Raw genomic sequence first — 13,778 nt, forward strand, 5'->3', positions numbered from 1 at the left:
CTCATGGTGGACTTCTTGAAGAGCGCGACGAACCTGCTGGCCCGCCCGGAGGGCACGGCGATGGAGGGGGCGGGGGACGCGGGGACTCTCTCTCCGCTCGTCTCCAGCTCCATCAAGGCCGCCACGGGCGTCATGACGGGCAACGTGCTGCAGGCGGCGACGGGCGTGGCGGGCGTGGCGGAGGAGCTGAAGAAGAACCCGGCGGCGAAGACGGAGTACGCGACCTCGGCGGGGGCCGCCGGGAAGACCCAGGGCTATGCCCCGCTGCTGCCCGCGAGCACCAGCGCGTTGGACCCGAAGATGCTGGAGTACGAGGCCGCGCTGAAGGTGCTGGAGGCGAACTTCGAGCAGCTGGACCTCGCGGACGGGAAGAAGTCCGGCTCGCTGTCGAAGGAGGAGCTGCGGCGCGCGGCCAACGACGCCAGCCTGTCCCCGCAGCTTCGCGACGCGGCCCGGTTCCTCACGCAGAACGCGGCGCTGTTCGAGCGGGTGGACTCGCGGGGGCTGCTCTCGTCGCTGATGCCGGTCCTGGGGAGCATCTACAACGACGACCGCATCAAGCTGTCGGGCGTCCGCGCGGAGCTCAAGCGGGTGGGGGAGGAGTTCGCCCGTTATGGCCGGCCGACGGCGCCGCCGGTGTCCCCGCCCAAGCAGGAGGACTGCCCGCCCGGCACGACGCCTCCGCCCACCACCGGTGGGCCGTCCCCGGGGCCGCGTCCCACCACGCCGGGCAATCCGTCACCGGGGACCGGAGATGGCACGGGCGGTACGGGAGGCACCGGTGGCACGGGTGGTTCGAATGGCTCGGGCGGCGCGGGGCCGGTGGGGGGCGGCAAGCCGCCCACGTCGAAGGACCCGGACTTCCGCGAGTACCTCGAGGCGGTGGCGGTGCTGCGCGACAACTGGGGGACGTTCGACACGGCGTCGGGCGTGAAGGATGACCGCGTGACTCGCGCGGACATGCTGGCGCTGCTGAACAATCAGGGAGCGTCCTCGACGCTGAAGAAGGCCGCGCAGTTCTTCAAGGACCACCCGGAGTACTTCGACCGGCTGGAGATGGCGGCGGGCATCGACGGGCGCGACGGCATCATCGGCTGGTTGGATGTGAAGGCGGAGCTGGAGCAGTCGAAGGACGTGAAGACGAACACGCCGAGCAAGGCGAGCTCGAGTGTTCGCGGCATCGTCGACAACCCGCGCATGAGCATCGAGGACAAGGTGCAGGCGATCCTCGGCGCCATCTCCAGCGACACGGACACCGAAATCATGGAGGTGATGGAGCAGATGGCGACCGCGGGCGAGGACCGCGCGACGCTGGGCACCACGGACGTGGACAAGAAGAAGGCGGCGAAGCTCGACGGGGACATGCGCGAGCTGGAGCTGCGGCTGCAGCGGCTGCTGGAGAAGCGCAAGGCCATGTTCGACCTGATGAGCAACATGTCCGCCAAGTTCAACGAGATGGCGAAGACGGCCATCTCCAACCTGCGCGGAGCCTGAGTCCATGGGCCGCGTCATCAAACACGAGGGAGTCGAGGGCATGCGGATGGAGACCGGGGCGGTGCACAGGATGCGGTCCTTCGCGCGGGGCGAGGCGACGTGGGCGGAGGTGGAGGGGATGACCTTCGAGGAGGCGAAGGCGATTGCGCAGGTGGGGTGTGACCTGGCGGCCGCGGGGCGGCTGGAGGAGGCGCGCATCCTCTTCGAGGGGCTGGTGGCCGGGAATCCTCGGGACGCGGGCGCTCACGCGGCGCTGGGCACCGTGTACCAGAAGCTCGGGCGGCTGGAGGAGGCCATCGCGGAGTTCAGCGCGGCGCTGGCGCGGGACGCGGGGCATCCGGTGGCGCTGGCGAACCGGGGGGAGCTGTACCTGCGCAAGGGGGAGCGGCAGGGCTTCACGGACCTGTCGAAGGCGGTGGAGGTGGACCCGCACGGTGAGACGGCGGCGGGGCGCAGGGCGCGGGCGCTGGTGAAGGCCATCACGTTGGTCGCGGTGGAGAAGCTCAAGCAGGACGCCCAGCAGCCGTAGCTGGGTGGCGTGGGGGGGAGGAAGTGCCGCTGGCGCTCGGGGGAGTGGCCCGGCGGCGGCTGTCGGCGGGTGGGCTCGGGTGGAGAGGGGAGGGGAAGGGGAGAGCCCACCTGCCGGCCGCTTTTTCACGTCAGGGCGCGGGCAGGTCGGCCAGGCGCTCGCCCACGGGGGGATGGCTCATGCCCTTGAGGACGACCCAGCGCGGAGGGTCGGGGTCCATCTTGTTGACGCGCGCGGCCTTCACCAGCATTCGGCGGAACGCGTCGACGTCGTGGGTGAGGTTGAGGGCGAAGCGGTCCGCCGCGCGCTCGCGCTCGCGGGAGAAGGCTCCGGCGATGGGCGCGCCCAGCAGCAGCACGAGCGACAGGAGCAGCGAGAGCAGCGGCAGGGTGCGGATGTCCGCGAAGCGCGAGGTGCCGAACCAGCTCCGCGCCGCCGCGACGCGCAGCATCCGGTCGATGGCGAAGAGGAGCGCGACGACAGCCAGGGAGGAGGCGATGCGGCCCGGCCACTTCTGCTCCTGCACGTGGCCGGCCTCGTGGGCCACGGCCGCGAGCACCTCGTCCTCGGAGAGCTCCTGGAGGATGACGTCGTTGAGGACGATGGCGCGCGTGGGGCCCTGGCCCGCGAAGTACGCCTGGATGCGCCGCGAGGCCACGGAGGTCTTCTCCACCAGCACGTCGGAGAAGGTGATGTTTGCCTGGGCCATCAGCGCCGTCATCCGCGTGCGCAAAGGCCCCGGGGGCAGCGGCTCCTGCTCGAAGTAGAGCCGGCCCCGGTACGTGTCCAGCGCGGAGGAGACGAGCATCAGCAGGGCCACGGGCACGCCCAGCACCCACCACCAGTGGCGCGTGCGACGGGCCAGTCCATACAGGCCGATGACGAGCGCGGCGATGGCGAACCCGCCCAGCAGGTGTCCCTTGAGCATGTCCCGGGCGAAGGCGGCCGGGGTGTAGTTGGACATGCCGTGCTGGTGCTCCAGCGTGTACGCGAACCAGATGTCCACGGGGGCGTAGACCAGCTTCACGAACAGGTCCGTCATCAGCGCGAAGAGGACGGCCGCGCCCCAGCCGGACTCACCCCACAGCCGGTCCATGGCGCTGAAGAAGGCGCGGCTGACGGGCGCGGTGCGCAGGAAGCCGAAGCGGCGCTCCAGCCCCGCCGCGGCCGCCGTGGCCATGCGGAAGAAGGGCCGCACCAGCACGCCCAACATCAGCGCCAGCAGGGCGAACCGTGCGAAGGGGTTCACCGCCGCGCGGATGTAGTGGGGCAGGTGGTAGGCGTGAATCTCCGCGAGCTGCTCGGGCGTGAAGAGGGGCTCCATGGCAGGGCCCCAGGCTACGCCGCCCGGCCCGGGGCTGCCCAGTGCGGCGGCCTCCGGGCGACTTCAGCCGCGGCTCACGTGTGGGGCTCGTCCTTCGACGCGGGAGGCTCGGGAAGGGGCTCGCCCTCCGCGTCCGCCAGCAGCAGGGCCTTCACCTTGGCGAGGCTCTCGCGCGTGCGGTCCACGAAGCTGCTCTGCGAGCCGATGCGCTCGGCCGTCTCCAGGGTGCGCTCGTAGATGTTGATGGACTTGGTGAGCAGCACGCGAATCTTCTTTCGCAGCTCCTGCCGGTAGACGACGGCCTCTTCCGCGTTGAGCTCCGCGGGCGCGGGCGAGCTCACCATCTGCGCGTAGAGGTCCTCGTACATCGCGCCGATGCGCGAGCCCGACGCGGTGGCCCAGTAGCCGTTGCCCACGCGGATGGAGCGCAGGTAGTGGCCCTGCGAGGAGAGCAGCAGCTCCGCCTTGTAGTTGAGGTCCTCGGCCAGCTTGTCCGCGCCCTTGGAGGGGTCCAGCTTCACGTCCTCGTAGTCCAGCCGGTACAGCTCTCCCACGAAGAAGTGCGCCTGCGCGGGGAAGTAGTCGTCCACCTCGTCCTTGTCGGACAGGGCCTCGTAGGCGGACAGGGCCTTGCGCAGCGTGGCCTCGGCGGCGTCGGTGCGGCCCGCCTCCAGCTCACACACGCCCTGCTGCACGCGCGCCTCGATGCGGCGGTTGACCGGGATGTCCTCGCGCGCGGCGAGCGTGGACAAGAGGGCCACGGCCTCGTCGTAGCGCTCCAGGTGGTACTGCGTCTCCGCCACGCGGAAGGACGCGTCCAGCGCGTCTCCCTGGCCCGCCTTCGCGTCCGCCAGCTCGGAGAAGCGCAGCCACGCCTCCTCCCACTCCTTGAGGCGCTGGTGGGCGAGCCCCGCGTTGTAGAGCGCCGCGCGACGGTGCTGGCTCTTCGGGTGGAAGTCCACCAGCCGCCCGAAGAAGCGCGCCGCCTGCTTGAAGTCGTTGGCCGCGAAGGCGGACGTGCCCCCGGCGAAGAGCTCCTCGTCGTTGAGCTTGTCCAGCTCCAGGTCCGCGGTCACCGTCACCGCGTCGAACTCAATCTCCTGCTTGGCCGGGGCCACCTGGGCGGTGTCCGAGCTGCCCGCCGCGCCCGTCGTCCGACATCCGGCGACACCCAGGCCCAGCGCCAACACCCAGCCCCAGCGACTGACCGACATGTACGTTCGCTCGTTCCGCGTCACGGAATGCGTCCTCCTGGCCCTGCCGTCTCCGGACAACGCGCCGTGCCCTGGAGTTCCCACCGCCGAGGGTGGGCGCGCCCAGTTTAATGCGTCCGGGGCGCGCGCGCCGCCGTCCCGCCTGTCCGGCCCCCGGGTGGCTGCTGGCCGCGACGAGGGGTGAGCCCGGGCCCGCTCAGAAGGGGTCGTCTCCCAGCAGGTAGCGTCCGGTCTGCCACAGGCTGGTGATGTCGTGGACGTCCAGCCCGAAACGCGGCACCCGGATGAGGGGGATGCCCGGGCAGGCGGCCTGCAACTGGGCGATGCCCTTCTGGTCCTGCTCGGCCAGGACCTGGAGCTCGCGCAGCGTCTCCTCCACCTTGGCGCGGCGGGTGGGCGTCAGCGTGGCCGCGTCCGCCCACATGGCCTCGGTGGGCAGCGGGTGCACGCGGTTCACCACCAGGGACACCACCTCCATGCGGTGCTGCTTGAGGAGGCTGTTGAAGTGGATGGCCTCGTCCATGCGCTCGGGGTGGGGGCTGGTCACGAGCACGAAGCCCGTCGTCTTGTCCTCCAGGAGCGAGCGCACGCCGCGCGCCCGCTCGCGGAAGCCCTCGTTCATGCCCGACAGGGACAGCATGAAGCTGGAGAGCTCCTGGAGCATCTCCGTGCCGGTGAACTTGGACAGCGCGCGCAGCACGTAGCCGCTGCGGTTGAAGAGCGACAGGCCCAGCTTGCCCGCCTTCAGCGCGGGCGCCAGCAGCCACTTCGCCGCCTCGTTGTCCAGGAAGTCCAGCACGCGGTTGGGCGCGTCCAGGAAGTCCAGCGCGTGCGCGGTGGGTGGCGTGTCCAGCACGACGAGCTCGTACTCGCCCTTGCGGCGCAGCTCCCACACCTTCTCCATGGCGATGTATTCCTGGCTGCCCGCCAGGGCCGTGGAGAGCGACTGGTAGAAGCGATTGGCGAGGATGCGCTCGCGCTGCTCCGGAGGCGCGACGCGGGTGATGAGGTCATCCCACGTCTGCTTCATGTCCAGCATCATCGCGTACAGCGCCGCGCGCGGCGTGACGCCCAGCGGCTGCAGCGCGGAGGCCGGCACCTGTGTCTCCGCGTTGCCGAGCGCGGACAGGCCCAGCGAGTTGGCCAGCCGCTTCGCCGGGTCGATGGTGCACACCAGGCTCTGACGGCCCTCCACCGCCGCGCGCAGGGCCAGGGTGGCGGCCACCGTCGTCTTCCCGACACCGCCGGAGCCGACACAGATGAGGACGCGCTTGTTCGCGAGCGCGGGCGCGAGGGCCGTGGTGCTCACCGCTCCCCCATCACCAGTGTTTCGAGGTGACCCATGACCTGCTCGATGGCGTCCCGCCCGAAGGCGGGGAGGAACAGCCGGGGGATGTTGAACACCGGCGTGTGAAGGTTGCGCTCCAGCTTGGTGCCCGCGAGCACCGTCAGCGCCGCGCGGTCATGGTGTGCCTGGGCCACGTGGTGCAATTCGGGGTGGCCCGCCAGGGCCTCCAAATCGGCCTCCGTGAAGCGCTCGGGGATGGCCTGGTTGAGCACCGCCGCGTGCGTGCGGAGGTTCACCCGGTCCGTGAGCGCGGCGTGCAGCTCCAGCGCCTCGTTCACCGGCATCTCCTCCGGGAGCGCCACCAGGATGGCGGCCGTCACGGACGGGTCCACCAGCAGGTCGCGCATCTTCTGGGCCTCGCGCGACATGGGGCCCGGGGGCACCGTCTGCACGAGCACCTGGGGCACGCTCAGGAAGGAGATGGCGTGGCCGGTGGCGGGCGCGTCCAGGACGATGGTGTCGAAGCGCCAGCGCCCGTCCGGCAGCTTCTCCTGCAGGTGGTACATGATCTTCCCCAGCAGGACGAGCTCCTGCAGGGACGGCACGAAGCGCAGGAAGTAGCGCACCAGCTTGTTCTCGAAGACCGTCTTGTAGAGGGCCTCGAAGCGCAGGACCATCAGCCCGTACTCGCGCATGGCCTCCTGCGGGCGCACGTCCACGGCCCAGAGGTTCTCCTCCAACAGCTTCACCTCGGGGCCGGCGGGAGGGTGCTCGAGGAAGCGGCTGATGCGCTCCTGCGTGTTCACCTCGCACACCAGCGTCCGACGCCCCGCGCGCGCCGAGCGCAGGGCGAGCGCCGCGGCGACGGTGCTCTTGCCCACGCCGCCCTTGCCGGAGACCACCCACAACCGCTTGTCCAGGAGCCCTGCCATAAGCGAGCGGCGAACCGTAGGAATCGAGTCTCCAGGAGTCAACGCGTTTGGCCCGGGGTTGTTGCCTTGCTTGACACGTCGCGTTGCCCCCTCGCAGAGTGCGGCGTCTTTTTCCCGACGTCCCGACGGTGGGGTTCCACCGGGCGGGTGAAAACCAGGCGTCCCATGCTGAAGAACAACCCGGTGATGAAGAAGCTCGTGGAGACGGGCGAGGAGCGCGTCGGCAAGCTGGCGCAGCAGCTGCTCTCCAACGAGAAGTTCGTGGCGGCGGTGCAGACGCTGGTGTCGCGCTCGCTGTCGGCCAAGGGCACGCTGGACAGCGCGCTGCGCTCGGCGCTGTCGGCCATGAACCTGCCATCCACGGCGGACCTGGAGCAGCTGCGCTCGAAGGTGGATGACCTGGAGCGGCTCTTGGCGTCGGTGGAGAGCAAGGTGGACACCCTGGTGGCGCAGAAGGCGCCGTCGAAGAAGTAAGCACCCGGACAGGTCCGGGGGAGCCCGAGGCCACCATGCGGCGCATCGCCTTCATCAACGAGAAGGGCGGCACCTGCAAGACGACGCTGGCGGTGAACACCGCCGCCTGGCTCGTCAGGGAGCGCGGCCTGCGCGTGCTGCTGGCGGACCTGGACACGCAGGGCCATGCGAGCAAGGCGCTCGGCCTGGACGTGCGCACGCTTCCTCGCAACGTCTTCCACCTGCTGACCGACGACACCGTCGCCCTGGCGGACGTGGTGCGGCCGTCGGCCGTGGCCGGCCTGGACGTGCTGCCCTCGTACAAGGAGATGGCGGACTTCCCGGTGGTGGTGGCGTCCCACGCGCGGCGCTCGCACCGGCTGGCGGACCGCCTGGAGGCGGCGAAGGACGCGGGCTACGACGCCGTCGTCTTCGACTCGCCGCCGTCCATGGGGCTCACCACGCGCAACATCCTGGTGGCCGCGACGGAGGTGGTGGTGCCGGTGGCGCTGACGTACCTGGCGCTGGATGGCTGCGCCGAGGTGGCGGACACGGTGCGGCAGGTGGGCGAGGCCGAGGGCCGCTCGGACCTGAGCGTCACCAAGGTGGTGCCCACGCTGTACCGCAAGACGGCGCTGGCCACGGCCATCCTGGAGCGGCTCAGGGCGTACTTCCCGGAGTCACTCGCCACGACGCCGCTGGGCTACGACGTGAAGGTGGACGAGGCCCAGAGCCACGGGAAGACCATCTTCGAGTACGCGCCCCGCAGCCGGGGCGCGCAGATGCTGGCGGCCATCGCCTCGGAGATTCACGGCGGGCCCGCTCCCCGGAAGCGGAAGCGGGCGGCGCCCAGGGCCTGACGGCTACTCGGACTTCTTGGACTGCTCGAGCTGCTCGAGCTTCTTCTCCAGCTCCTCGAGGCGCTGGGTGAGCGACTGCATGTCGCGGCCCAGGGCGGGGAGGTTGCCGGTGAGGTTCTCGACGACGTGCTTCACGCGCTCGTCGATCTTCTTCTGCCAGTCCTCGAAGGCACGCTGGCTGGCCTTGAGCAGGTCGGCGGGGGACAGGCCACCGGCGGGCAGGTTGGCGTCCGCGGCCTGCTGGGGCTCCTCGGGAGGAACCTCCAGGCCGGCCTTCACGGCCTCTTCGCGGCGCAGGAGCTTGTCGAGGCGGGACTCGGCCTCCTCGCGGATGGAGGCGACGCGAGGGCTGACCTCCTTCTGGATGAAGCCCGAGATGGACTCGCCGGGGTGGCGGATGATCTCCCGCAGCACCGACAGCGGCATCTGGTTCTTCTTCTTCTCCTCCTCGAAGATGATTTGCGCGAGGGTGACCGAGGTCAGGTCTTCTTTCGTGCGGTTGTCGACAATCCGCACCTCGGTGCCCTCCTTGATCATCGCGGCGATCTCATCGAGGGTGACGTACCGGCTCTCCACGGTGTCGTAGAGCTTCCGGTTCGTGTACCGCTTGATGATCTTCGGCTCCTTGCTGCTGGGAGCGCCTGCTTGCTCGGCCTCGCTCATCGGTTTCTCCGCCCCTTTTGGGCTCGACTCCAAGCCAGCTTCCATGCCTGAGTCTCGCAGGGGCGAACCTCGTACCAGAGGGGTTGGAGGCGAGCAAGCAGCGAGAACCCGTCTCGCCGGACCCGCCCGGTGCCTCTATACTCGTGCCTGCCCCAGGCCTGCTGAATGATCGTCAAGTGCGCGCGGTGCCAGACGCGGTTCAAGATCCCCGACGAGAAGGTGACCGAGAAGGGGGTCAAGGTCCGCTGCACCAAATGTCAGAACACGTTCCGCGTCACCCGTGAATCAGGCGGGGAGGATGCCGGTGCGTCCTCGCCTTCCTCGTCGGCCGGGCAGGCCGACCCCTTCGCCGCCTTCGGGGCCGCTGCCGACCCCAAAGGCGTTGAAATCACGCGGCCCGGCTTCTTCGCCCAGGGCGTCGCGGCGACGCGAACAGCCCCCGCGGGCCCCCCTGGGGGTGGCTCGTGGAACAGCATGGATGGGGACCTCGACACGGAGGACGGCGTCTTCCGCGAGCCCACCCGCGTGGGTCCCATCCCGCTGCCGCCGGCGCAGTCCTCGGGCCCTCCCGTGGCCGGGGCTCCTGGCGTCGCCGCGGTGCGCAACGCTGGCGCGGTTCCACTGCCCGGGGCCGCGCAGCCCGTTCGTCCGCCAGTCGACACTTCCTCGGGCTTGTACGGTGGCGCGGTGCCTCCGCCGGTCGATGAGGCCGCCGCATCGCGGCAATCGGGGCCCGTGCCCCTGCCCGGAATCGCGTCCCGGCAGCCTCCGGGAGTCGCGGCGCCTCGGGGGGCGCCAGCCCGCACCGCGCCGCCTCCGCCTCCCGGGGCGGGAAGCGCCGCGTCGCGAGGCGCGGACCCGTTCGCTGATTTCCTCGCCGCGCCCGTTGGGGCGGTGGGTGGGGCGGATCCGTTCGGTGCGTTGCCTGCGCCCGTGGGGCCTGGCGCGAAGCCTCCCGCGCCTCCGGTCGATGCGGATCCGTTCGCGTCCATCGACATCGATGACGCGCTGCCTGCGCCTCGGACCGCCGCTCCTCCCGCGGCCGAGGATGACCCGTTCGCGTCCATCGACATCGACGACACGACGATGTCGGCGCCGCCTCCGTTCGCTCCGGCGAGTGCTCCGGTGGCGGGGCAGAACGCTGCTCCTCGTGGCGTGACGGGGCAGCCGCCTCCTCGGGCTCCTCAGGCGGGGGCACCTGGCGCCCCGCGTGCTGGTGCGCCAGCGGCAGGGCGGCCCCCCGCGCATGGGGCGGCGGGTGCCTCGCCGTTCACGGCGCCCGAGGAGGCGACGCTTCCGGGGCGTCCTCCGGCTCCACCGTCGGATCCGTTCGCCTCGCTCGACCTGGATGTAACGCAGGCGGGTCGACCTCCGGCTTCTCCGGCGGACCCGTTCGCTTCGCTCGACCTGGGTGATGCGACGCAGGCGGGGCAGCCGCCGGACCCGTTCGCGGCCCTTGACTCGAGCGACGCGACGCAGTCGGGTCGTCCGCCTGCTGCTCCTGGTCGCGTGGAGCTCTTCGCGGCCCTGGCTCCGAACGAAGCGACGCAGGCCGGGCGTCCGCCCCCGGCGCCCGCTCGCGCAGGAGGCGCGCCGCTCAATCCGAGTGATGCGACGCAGGCCGGACGGCCTCCCGCCACGGTTGCTCGCGGGGCCGCGCCGCTCAACTCGAGTGATGCGACGCAGGCCGGACGGCCTCCCGCCTCGGCTGCTCGCGGGGGCGCCGCGCCACTCAATCCGAATGATGCGACGCAGGCCGGGCAGCCTCCCGCCTCGGCTGCTCGCGGAGGCGGCGCGCCGCTCAATCCGAGTGATGCGACGCAAGCCGGGCAGCCTCCCGCCGCGGCTGCTCGCGGGGCCGCGCCGCTCAACCCGCGCGATGCGACGCAGCCGAGCCGTCCACCTGCTGCTCCTGCTCCCGTGGACCCCTTCCTCGCCCCGAGCGACGCGACGCTCCCGGGGCGTCCTTCCTCGGCCGCAGACCCGTTTGCTTCCCTCGACCTGGGTGACGCGACGCACCCAGGCCATTCGCCCACCGCCGCGTCACCGGGACATCCCCCTTCGTCGCCTCCCGGCGCGCAGGACCTGTTCGACCTGAACTCGGACGGTGGCGAGGCCTTCGGCGAGCACGCGGGACTCGAGGCCTCGGACACCGGGCGCGCGGCGCTGTTCGGTGACGTGTCACCAGGCGCTCTCGACCACGATGGCTCGCACGGCGGTTCGTTGGGCTCGCTCCTGGACGACGTGCCTCCCGTGGACGCGGGCCAGGGTGGAGGCGTCACCCTGGGACGCGTGGGGAGCGGGGTGGGGCAGCGCGAGGTGCTGGAACTGGACCCGAGCATGTCCTCCGCGCCCGTGGTCTCCGTGGCCAAGCCCACGGCCCGGCCCGAGGACGTCGGAATCCCCCAGGCCCGCCCGCCCAGTCGCGCGCGCAAGGTGACGGCCCTGTTCGTCAACCTGGTGGTCGCCGCCGCCCTCGTGGTGGGTCTGGGCGCGCTGGGCTGGGTCTACCTGCACGAGGGCCGGGTGGACTTCTCCGTCCTCTCTCCCGAGCGCCTGCGCTCACTCGTCGTCCCCGCGCCCACGCCGCTGGTGGCTCTCGACGTGTCCAACGGCCTGTACGAGACGCAGTCCGGCAAGCCGCTCTTCTTCATCCGAGGGGACGCGGAGAACCGCACCGGCTCGGCGACGCACCTGCGCGTGCGCGGCGCCCTCTTCGATGGGAACCAGCGCGTGCGCTCCGTCGAGGGCCTCGCGGGCTCGGTGGCCACGCCCGAGGAACTCTTCGCGGTGGGCAACACCGAGTCGGCCCAGGCCCTGCGCCAACGCATGGACTCCTCCGCCGTCTCCGTGGCCCCCGGCGCCAGGGCACCCTTCCTGCTCGTCTTCCACGAGTACCCGGCCGCCCTCGATGGCTTCCGCCTCGAAGTCACGGTGGAGGCCGTCCCCGCGCCCGCCGCGGCCACTCCTCCTCCCGCCGAGCCCACCGCGCCGGCCCAGGCCAAGCCCACGGAGTGAGCCGCCATGCCCTCGCTGGAGGAAGCTCGCAACGTCGCCCGATTCCTCCACGCGCTCGGTGGCGGTGCGTCGGTGCGTCGCAAGGCGGCCGCGAGGGAGCTGTCGCGCGGAGACCCGCTCGACGCGAATGAACTGGTAGGGCACCTCATCTCCCTGGCCCGTCAGGGCTGGGAGCCCGCCACCTGCGTGCTGTCCGACTTCATGGCCGCGCTCGCGCAGGAGGCCGAGCACATCCCCCACGTGGGTGCGCTGCGCAGGCTCGCGCATGTGCAGTCGCTCGACACCGTGGCGGACCTGTTCGCGCAGGGCCCCGCGAAGCGCGAGATGAACCCCGATGCCGCGGCGCGCGCGGACGCCAACGCCTTCTCGCAGTCGCTCGGGCACCTCAAGCAGCAGGCCCGACTGACGAGGGACCCGGACACGCTGTCGCGCCTGGCCACGGTGAGCAACCCCTCCGTCCTGCGCAACGTCCTCATCAACCCCCGCCTCACCGAGGAGCTGGTGGTGCGCGTGGCCGCGCGCCGTCCCGCGCGTCCCGAGCCGCTGCTCGAAATCTGGAGGTCCCCGCGCTGGTCCGTGCGCCACGCGGTGCGCCGGGCGCTCGTCTTCAACCCGTACCTGCCTCCCGAGGTGGGCGCGAAAATCGTCCCGCTGCTCAACACGGGGGACCTGCGCGAGCTCATCTCGGACAACGCCGTGCACGCCTCGCTGCGCGAGCAGGCCTCCCGGCTCCTGGCCGAGGGCCCCGAGTCCCTCCGCCCCGCGAGCCCTCGCGCGACGGAAGTCCCCGGAACTCGCGTCGGGCACCACGGCCCGGACTGAATCGAGGAGCCTTCCGCTTCACGAGGCCCCGAGCGCCGGGAACCCACGTTGGACTCGACGGCGCGGGCCCGCGCGGACAGTCGAGAAGCAGCGGGGAGGGGCGGCCGACCTAGCGGCGGCGCGGGGCGTCCTGCTCGGTGTACTCGGCGTCGGTGGAGCCCCGACGTGAGGACGGCAGCGACTTGGCGTCGATGAGGTCCTCGCCCTTGGACGCCTTGCGGAACGAGTAGACGAACTTGCCCACCGCGTTGCCGAGCTGACCCATCCGGGCGGCCGAGAAGACCACCAGCAGGATGAAGCCGAGGACGATGAATTCTCCGAGGCCGAGGCCCATGATGAAGGCACAGTGCAGCAAAGGGGCGGGGGAGGCAAGCCGCGCGTCCAGCCGTGGACGCCTGCCCGCACTTCGGCTGCACGCGGCGGCCGCTTCCGTCGCACACTGCGACCATGCTCCTGCTTGCCCACCGAGGCGCCTCCGCCGACGCCCCCGAGAACACCCTGGAAGCCTTCACCGAGGCCGCCCGTCAGGGCGCCGACGGCGTGGAGCTGGACGCCATGGTGTGCGGCTCGGGCGAGGTCGTCGTCTGTCACGACGAGCGCCTGGAGCGCCTGGCCCGCCTGCCCTGGGAGGTGCGCACCACCCCCTGGTGGAAGCTCCAGAAGGCCGACGTGGGCTCACCCCTCGGCTTCGCTCCGGCCCGCATTCCCCTGCTGGAGGAGGTGCTGCTGTCACTGCCCCCACAGTTCATCGTCAACATCGAGCTCAAGTGCGAGCGCTTCGATGACGACGGCCTGGCGCGCAAGGTGGCCCGGCTCGTGCGCGACCTGGACATGGCCGAGCGCGTGGTCATCTCCAGCTTCAACCCGCTGTGCCTCTTCCGACTGCTCGCCGTCGCGCCCGAGCTGCGCCGGGGCTACCTCATCGACCCGGACCGGCGCTGGGGCGTGCAGGCCTACGCGGTGAGCCCGCTGGTGTCCTCGCACTCGGTGCACCCGTACCACGTGGACTGCACGCCGGAGCGGGTGGCCACCTGGCGAGCCGCGGGGCTGCGCGTGGCTGCGTGGACCGTGGATGACGCCGCCCGCGCGAGCGAGCTCGAGCGCATGGGCGTCAGCTACCTCATCACCAACAGGCCGGGCGCGGTGCGCGAAGCCCTGCGCGCCGCGGCCTGAGGGCGCCG

The 13,778-nt window shown here is 71.3% G+C and carries 13 protein-coding genes and 1 pseudogene; 8 read left to right on the forward strand and 6 right to left on the reverse strand.

Annotation, left to right across the window (positions count from 1 at the left end; all coding sequences use genetic code 11):
- Nucleotides 1-3: 3 nt before the first annotated feature.
- Both VZQ01_RS29485 and VZQ01_RS29490 read left to right on the forward strand, forming a co-directional pair.
- Nucleotides 4-1,494 (forward strand): hypothetical protein, encoded by a 1,491-nt coding sequence (locus VZQ01_RS29485; RefSeq protein WP_426745307.1) that lies wholly within the window; start codon nt 4-6, stop codon nt 1,492-1,494.
- A gap of 4 nt (nt 1,495-1,498) precedes the next feature.
- On the forward strand, nt 1,499-2,023 hold the full coding sequence (locus VZQ01_RS29490) for a tetratricopeptide repeat protein (RefSeq protein WP_141332029.1): 525 nt from the start codon (nt 1,499-1,501) through the stop codon (nt 2,021-2,023).
- Between the two features lie 130 nt (nt 2,024-2,153).
- Here the strand turns inward: VZQ01_RS29490 and VZQ01_RS29495 are convergent, their stop codons facing one another.
- The 4 genes from VZQ01_RS29495 to VZQ01_RS29510 form a co-directional block, all read right to left on the reverse strand.
- Nucleotides 2,154-3,347: a M48 family metalloprotease gene (locus tag VZQ01_RS29495; RefSeq protein ID WP_426745308.1), complete on the reverse strand. Its 1,194-nt coding sequence runs from the start codon at nt 3,345-3,347 to the stop codon at nt 2,154-2,156.
- Between the two features lie 74 nt (nt 3,348-3,421).
- The gene (locus VZQ01_RS29500) at nt 3,422-4,561 is read right to left on the reverse strand and encodes a tetratricopeptide repeat protein (protein ID WP_223748095.1); all 1,140 of its coding nucleotides are present in this window, start codon (nt 4,559-4,561) and stop codon (nt 3,422-3,424) included.
- 196 nt (nt 4,562-4,757) lie between these two features.
- Complete coding sequence (locus VZQ01_RS29505; protein ID WP_223748096.1) at nt 4,758-5,870, reverse strand: ArsA family ATPase; 1,113 nt, start codon at nt 5,868-5,870, stop codon at nt 4,758-4,760.
- The gene (locus VZQ01_RS29510; RefSeq protein ID WP_223748097.1) at nt 5,867-6,781 is read right to left on the reverse strand and encodes an ArsA family ATPase; all 915 of its coding nucleotides are present in this window, start codon (nt 6,779-6,781) and stop codon (nt 5,867-5,869) included. Before VZQ01_RS29510 ends, VZQ01_RS29505 begins: the two co-directional genes overlap by 4 nt.
- Before the next feature lie 165 nt (nt 6,782-6,946).
- Between VZQ01_RS29510 and VZQ01_RS29515 the strand changes: the two genes are divergently transcribed.
- Together VZQ01_RS29515 and VZQ01_RS29520 are read left to right on the forward strand one after the other, a co-directional pair.
- Nucleotides 6,947-7,255, forward strand: a complete 309-nt coding sequence (locus VZQ01_RS29515) for a hypothetical protein (RefSeq protein WP_141332524.1) — start codon at nt 6,947-6,949, stop codon at nt 7,253-7,255.
- A gap of 35 nt (nt 7,256-7,290) precedes the next feature.
- Nucleotides 7,291-8,094, forward strand: a complete 804-nt coding sequence (locus VZQ01_RS29520) for a ParA family protein (RefSeq protein ID WP_223748098.1) — start codon at nt 7,291-7,293, stop codon at nt 8,092-8,094.
- Nucleotides 8,095-8,097: 3 nt separating this feature from the next.
- Here VZQ01_RS29520 and VZQ01_RS29525 read toward each other — a convergent pair whose 3' ends face one another.
- Nucleotides 8,098-8,757, reverse strand: coding sequence for a polyhydroxyalkanoate synthesis regulator DNA-binding domain-containing protein (locus VZQ01_RS29525; RefSeq protein ID WP_141332526.1), 660 nt, complete (start codon nt 8,755-8,757; stop codon nt 8,098-8,100).
- Between the two features lie 165 nt (nt 8,758-8,922).
- Between VZQ01_RS29525 and VZQ01_RS29530 the strand changes: the two are divergent.
- From VZQ01_RS29530 to VZQ01_RS29540, 3 genes and pseudogenes are all read left to right on the forward strand, one after another.
- A pseudogene (locus tag VZQ01_RS29530) lies at nt 8,923-8,982 on the forward strand (MJ0042-type zinc finger domain-containing protein); the annotation flags it as partial.
- Between the two features lie 249 nt (nt 8,983-9,231).
- Nucleotides 9,232-11,775 carry a hypothetical protein gene (locus VZQ01_RS29535; protein ID WP_426749044.1) on the forward strand — a complete coding sequence of 848 codons (2,544 nt, stop codon included), beginning with the start codon at nt 9,232-9,234 and terminating at the stop codon, nt 11,773-11,775.
- A 6-nt stretch (nt 11,776-11,781) separates the two neighbouring features.
- Nucleotides 11,782-12,597, forward strand: a complete 816-nt coding sequence (locus tag VZQ01_RS29540; protein WP_426745309.1) for a hypothetical protein — start codon at nt 11,782-11,784, stop codon at nt 12,595-12,597.
- 109 nt (nt 12,598-12,706) lie between these two features.
- Here VZQ01_RS29540 and VZQ01_RS29545 read toward each other — a convergent pair whose 3' ends face one another.
- The gene (locus VZQ01_RS29545) at nt 12,707-12,931 is read right to left on the reverse strand and encodes a twin-arginine translocase TatA/TatE family subunit (RefSeq protein WP_141329496.1); all 225 of its coding nucleotides are present in this window, start codon (nt 12,929-12,931) and stop codon (nt 12,707-12,709) included.
- A gap of 113 nt (nt 12,932-13,044) precedes the next feature.
- Between VZQ01_RS29545 and VZQ01_RS29550 the strand changes: the two genes are divergently transcribed.
- Nucleotides 13,045-13,770: a glycerophosphodiester phosphodiesterase gene (locus tag VZQ01_RS29550; protein WP_223781735.1), complete on the forward strand. Its 726-nt coding sequence runs from the start codon at nt 13,045-13,047 to the stop codon at nt 13,768-13,770.
- Nucleotides 13,771-13,778 lie beyond the last annotated feature (8 nt).

This window comes from Myxococcus faecalis, from assembly GCF_050039385.1.
Taxonomy (GTDB): Bacteria; Myxococcota; Myxococcia; order Myxococcales; family Myxococcaceae; genus Myxococcus; species Myxococcus fulvus.